The organism is Mesorhizobium sp. M7A.F.Ca.CA.003.01.2.1 (assembly GCF_003998945.1).
GTDB lineage: Bacteria > Pseudomonadota > Alphaproteobacteria > Rhizobiales > Rhizobiaceae > Mesorhizobium > Mesorhizobium ciceri.
Window position 1 is genome coordinate 1 of sequence record NZ_RZRA01000440.1, and the last position, 4,564, is coordinate 4,564.

Genomic DNA, 4,564 nt, shown 5'->3' on the forward strand with positions numbered 1-4,564 from the left:
GTTGGAAGACGAGCCTGCCTCCCCACCAATGATGGCGTTCGAGCCAGGGGAACTGCGGCAACTGTTGGAGGACGAACCTGCCTCCCCACCAATGATGGCGTTCGAGCCAGGGGAACTGCGGCAACTGTTGGAGGACGAGCCTGCCTCCCCACCAATGATGGCGTTCGAGCCAGGGGAACTGCGGCAGCTGTTGGAGGATGAACCCGCTTCCCCACCGATGATGGCGTTCGAGCCAGGGGAACTGCGGCAACTGTTGGAGGATGAACCCGCTTCCCCACCGATGATGGCGTTCGAGCCAGGGGAACTGCGGCAACTGTTGGAAGACGAGCCTGCCTCCACTTGGGCACAAATCAATTCGACCCCACATGCGCGAGCGGACGGTGTTCATCAGCCAGCCCAGGCGCCGTGGCTCCCTGAACGCAGAAGATAACTTTGCGGAGGAGCGGTCACGCAACTGTCGGCGGCGCCGGGCCTCAGGGTGAATGGAAAGGATGGAGTGGCGGATGGTGTCGCGTGAAGGCGCAACACGCGTGCTGACCGACCTGCATACGTAGGAAGTCGTTCATTGCTCCCAAATCGTATGTGAGGAACATTCCTGTCCCGGCTGCGCCGCGCGATGCTAGGTCGCGTTGTTCAGCGGGCCAAGCCGATGACACCTACGAAGCTACTGATCGGGCAGATCGCCGTTGTGTGCGCAATTGTCATTATCGGCGTATGGACGGCAACCCAATGGTGCGCTCAAATGCTGACCTACCAGACGCCTCTCGGCGCACCATGGTTTCTCTTCGCCGGCTGGCCAATCTACAAGCCGTGGAAGCTGTTTGAATGGTGGTTCCACTTCGATGCTTATGCGCCGGAGGTCTTCGACAAAGCCGGTACGCTTGCAGGCGCCAGCGGATTCCTGGGTTGTGCCGCCGCAATCGCTGGCTCGCTTTTGCGCGCGCGACAGCGCGGGTCGGTTACGACCTATGGGTCTTCACGGTGGGCCACGACTCATGAGGTCGAGACGGCAGGGTTGTTACGGCCGGCGGGCGTTTTCCTCGGTAGGCTGAACGATCGCTATCTGCGCCATGACGGCCCGGAGCACGTCATGGCATTTGCGCCGACGCGTTCGGGCAAGGGCGTGGGGCTGGTTGTTCCAACGCTACTTTCCTGGACCGGGTCTGCCATCATTCATGATATAAAAGGCGAAAATTGGCAGTTGACCTCCGGCTGGCGGTCGAAATTCTCGTACTGCCTTCTGTTCAATCCGACCGACCCGAGATCGGCACGCTACAACCCGCTGCTGGAGGTGCGCAAAGGCCCAGATGAGATCCGGGACGTTCAAAACATCGCCGACATCCTCGTCGATCCCGAGGGCGCGCTGGAGCGACGGAACCACTGGGAGAAGACCAGCCATTCACTCCTAGTTGGCGCCATTTTGCACGTGCTCTACGCTGAAGAGGACAAGACGCTGGCCCGCGTCGCCACCTTCCTGTCGGACCCGCAACGCTCGTTTGCCGCAACGCTACGGCGGATGATGACGACAAACCATCTCGGGACGGGGCATAACCCTCAGGTCCATCCCGTAGTGGCCTCGGCGGCTCGCGAACTCCTGAACAAGTCGGAAAACGAGCGCTCAGGCGTCCTCTCGACCGCCATGTCCTTTCTCGGGCTTTATCGTGATCCAACGGTCGCGGCGGCCACTTCGTCCTGCGACTGGCGCATCGCTGACCTAGTGGATGGAGAGCGACCGCTGTCGCTCTATCTGGTCGTGCCGCCTTCGGATATCTCGCGCACCAAGCCTTTTGTGCGACTGATCTTGAACCAGATCGGCAGGCGGTTGACGGAGCGTCTGGAGGGGGACCCGAAGAAGAGCCGTAAGCATCAGCTGCTCATGATGCTGGACGAGTTTCCGGCGCTCGGTCGCCTCGACTTCTTCGAAACGGCGCTCGCCTTCATGGCAGGTTATGGCATTCGCTCCTATCTGATCGCACAATCTTTGAACCAGGTTTCAAAGGCCTATGGCGAGAACAATGCTATTCTCGACAATTGCCACGTGCGAATTGCCTTTTCCTCCAATGACGAACGCACGGCCAAGCGCATCTCGGATGCCCTCGGCACCGCAACCGAACTTAGGTCGATGCGCAACTATGCGGGCCATCGGCTTGCGCCCTGGCTTTCACATGTCATGGTGAGCCGCCAGGAAACCGCGCGCCCGCTCCTGACGCCAGGCGAGGTGATGCAATTGCCGCCGTCAGACGAATTGGTCCTGGTTTCTGGGTTGCCGCCGATCCGCGCCAAGAAGCTGCGCTATTATCAGGATCAGAATTTCACAGATCGGGTGCTGCCTGCGCCGGTGCTGCACGACGGACCCTATGCGGACTGCCCTGCATCACGCCCGGACGGCTGGACTGGACAAGTGTGCAGCGTCGATAGCCGACTTGCTGCGGACGAGGAAAGCGCCGACGCGCCAGTTGAAGACGAGGGAGGCGTTCAGCAGCAACGCCATCCAAGCCTGCCCGAAGAAGACGTTGTTGTCTCTCAAGAGCCCGATCAGGCCGATCTGTACAAGCCCGCAGACGATGACAGCGAAGCGCTCGCGGACAAGCGTGTCATGGATCGGATTTCCACTGCGGCCCGCGTCTACGGTATCAACGAGGGCAGGGGCGACGATGTCATTCCCGGCTTCTGAAGTCCGCTGAGTTGCAGAGCGCACCTCAGCGTAGATAACGGCCATAAGCAATTTTGAGCGTCTGGCCGATGCTTCTCCCGTCGCCGGCGCAACGCCGGGCCGTCGGAACGATCCGCATGAAGCCGCACCGCATTCGCCATCAGTTTCTGCTTGAGCCGGAGCTCAGCGAGAAACTGGACAACCTCAGTCGCGATCCGTCAACGACCAAATCAGCGATCGTGGGGAAGGCGATCGAGGCGTTCATCGAGCGGCGTGGCGAGAGCGAGTTCGATCGGCGCTACGGCGTAAGGCTTGACCGGCTCTCCCGCGATCTTGCCCACGTCAGGCGCGATTCCGAGGTGATCCTGGAGAGCCTGGCGCTCTTCATCCGCTTTTCGATCACCCTTCACGCCCACACGCCGGTCCCGGATCGGGCAACGCAGGCTATTGCCCAAGAGCGTTTCGAGAAATTCGTTGAGAAGGTCGGCCGCCAGATCGCTTCCGGCAAAAAGTCGCTTAGCAAAGACAATGGTGGGGGAGGGGAAGGATGAGCTCTCATCCCGAGGCCGACCACCGGCGGCGTGTCATGCTGCGCACCGCCATGGGTCCGGCAATCACCGAAGCCCTGGCCGATCCGTCCGTCATCGAGGTGATGGTCAATCCCGACGGCGCGCTGCGACTCGACCGGTTAGGCGAAGGTCGGGTCGATACCGACGTTCACATGCACCCGTCCGAGGCAGAACGTATCATCCGCCTGGTTGCTTCGCACGTGCGCGCCGAGGCGCACGCCGACAACCCGATCGTCAGTGCCGAATTGCCGTCTGGCGAACGCTTCGAAGGCCTGCTGCCACCTGTGGTGTTGGCGCCATGTTTTGCCATCCGCAAGCCCGCCGCGAAAGTCTACACCCTGGCCGACTATGTTGCCGAACGCATCATGCTGCCGCTGCAGGCCGATGCGCTGAAAAAGGCCGTCCGCGAGCGGCGCAACATGCTGATCGCCGGCGGCACTTCCTCGGGGAAGACAACACTCGCCAACGCTCTGCTGGCTGAAGTCGCCGAATGCGACGATCGGGTGATCCTGATCGAGGACACACGCGAACTGCAGTGCGCGGCCAGGGACTGCGTTGCCCTGAGAACAAGGCGGGGCTCGGTCACCCTTGCCGATCTCGTGCGCTCGACGCTGAGGCTCAGGCCGGACCGCATCATCGTGGGCGAGGTGAGGGGCGCGGAAGCGCTCGACATGCTGAAGGCATGGAACACCGGGCACCCAGGCGGCATCGCTACCGTACACGCCAATTCCGCGCGCTCGGCTCTCTATCGCATTGAGCAACTCGCCCAGGAAGCGGTGGTCACCGTTCCCCGCCGGCTCATCGCTGAGGCGATAGATCTGATCGTCTTCATAGCGGGACGCGGCTCGTCGCGCCACATCGACGCAATCGCCGAGGTCACCGGTCTCGACGGCAGCGGCGATTACGCCGTTGCCCCGCTCACGCTTTCGCAACTCCAGCAGCTTTGAAAGGCCTTCCTCATGCGCAAGAAGCTTCGCTTTCTTTCGTCCACAGCGCTCGCGTTTCTTATCACGGCCCCGGTTTATGCCGCCGGCTCCGGCATGCCGTGGGAGCAGCCGCTGCAGCAGATCCTGGAGTCCGTGCAGGGACCGGTCGCCAAGATCGTTGCGGTGATCATCATTATCACCACCGGCCTGACGCTTGCCTTCGGCGACACCGCCGGTGGTTTTCGGCGCCTGATTCAGATCGTCTTCGGTCTGTCGATCGCCTTCGCGGCATCGAGCTTCTTCCTCTCCTTCTTCTCCTTCGGTGGTGGGGCGCTCGTCTGATGGCCGCCGGGGAGCAGCATATCGAGGGCTTCGCAGTACCGGTCCACCGGGCGCTGACCGAGCCGATCCTGCTC

At 61.8% G+C, this 4,564-nt stretch carries 5 protein-coding genes; all 5 read left to right on the forward strand.

Features of this window, described 5'->3' with window-relative positions; all coding sequences use genetic code 11:
- Positions 1 to 430 (forward strand): hypothetical protein (locus EN969_RS35555; RefSeq protein ID WP_206525175.1); only part of this gene is annotated, 430 nt, incomplete at its 5' end.
- A 219-nt stretch (positions 431 to 649) separates the two neighbouring features.
- Positions 650 to 2,674 (forward strand): conjugal transfer protein TraG, encoded by a 2,025-nt coding sequence (locus EN969_RS18160; protein ID WP_063169233.1) that lies wholly within the window; start codon positions 650 to 652, stop codon positions 2,672 to 2,674.
- Between the two features lie 116 nt (positions 2,675 to 2,790).
- A complete protein-coding gene (locus tag EN969_RS18165; RefSeq protein WP_063170364.1) occupies positions 2,791 to 3,204 on the forward strand; it encodes a CopG family transcriptional regulator in 414 nt (137 codons plus the stop codon).
- The gene (gene trbB / locus EN969_RS18170; protein ID WP_024502850.1) at positions 3,201 to 4,169 is read left to right on the forward strand and encodes a P-type conjugative transfer ATPase TrbB; all 969 of its coding nucleotides are present in this window, start codon (positions 3,201 to 3,203) and stop codon (positions 4,167 to 4,169) included. Before EN969_RS18165 ends, trbB begins: the two co-directional genes overlap by 4 nt.
- 12 nt (positions 4,170 to 4,181) lie before the next feature.
- Complete coding sequence (locus tag EN969_RS18175; RefSeq protein ID WP_024502851.1) at positions 4,182 to 4,490, forward strand: TrbC/VirB2 family protein; 309 nt, start codon at positions 4,182 to 4,184, stop codon at positions 4,488 to 4,490.
- The last annotated feature ends 74 nt before the right edge of the window (positions 4,491 to 4,564 follow it).

Excerpts from the sequence above, each read along its gene's own strand:
- EN969_RS18160 (WP_063169233.1), top strand. The coding sequence starts at position 650 with ATGACACCTACGAAGCTACTGATCGGGCAGATCGCCGTTGTGTGCGCA.
- EN969_RS18175 (WP_024502851.1), top strand. The coding sequence starts at position 4,182 with ATGCGCAAGAAGCTTCGCTTTCTTTCGTCCACAGCGCTCGCGTTTCTT.
- EN969_RS18165 (WP_063170364.1), top strand. The coding sequence starts at position 2,791 with ATGAAGCCGCACCGCATTCGCCATCAGTTTCTGCTTGAGCCGGAGCTC.
- trbB (WP_024502850.1), top strand. The coding sequence starts at position 3,201 with ATGAGCTCTCATCCCGAGGCCGACCACCGGCGGCGTGTCATGCTGCGC.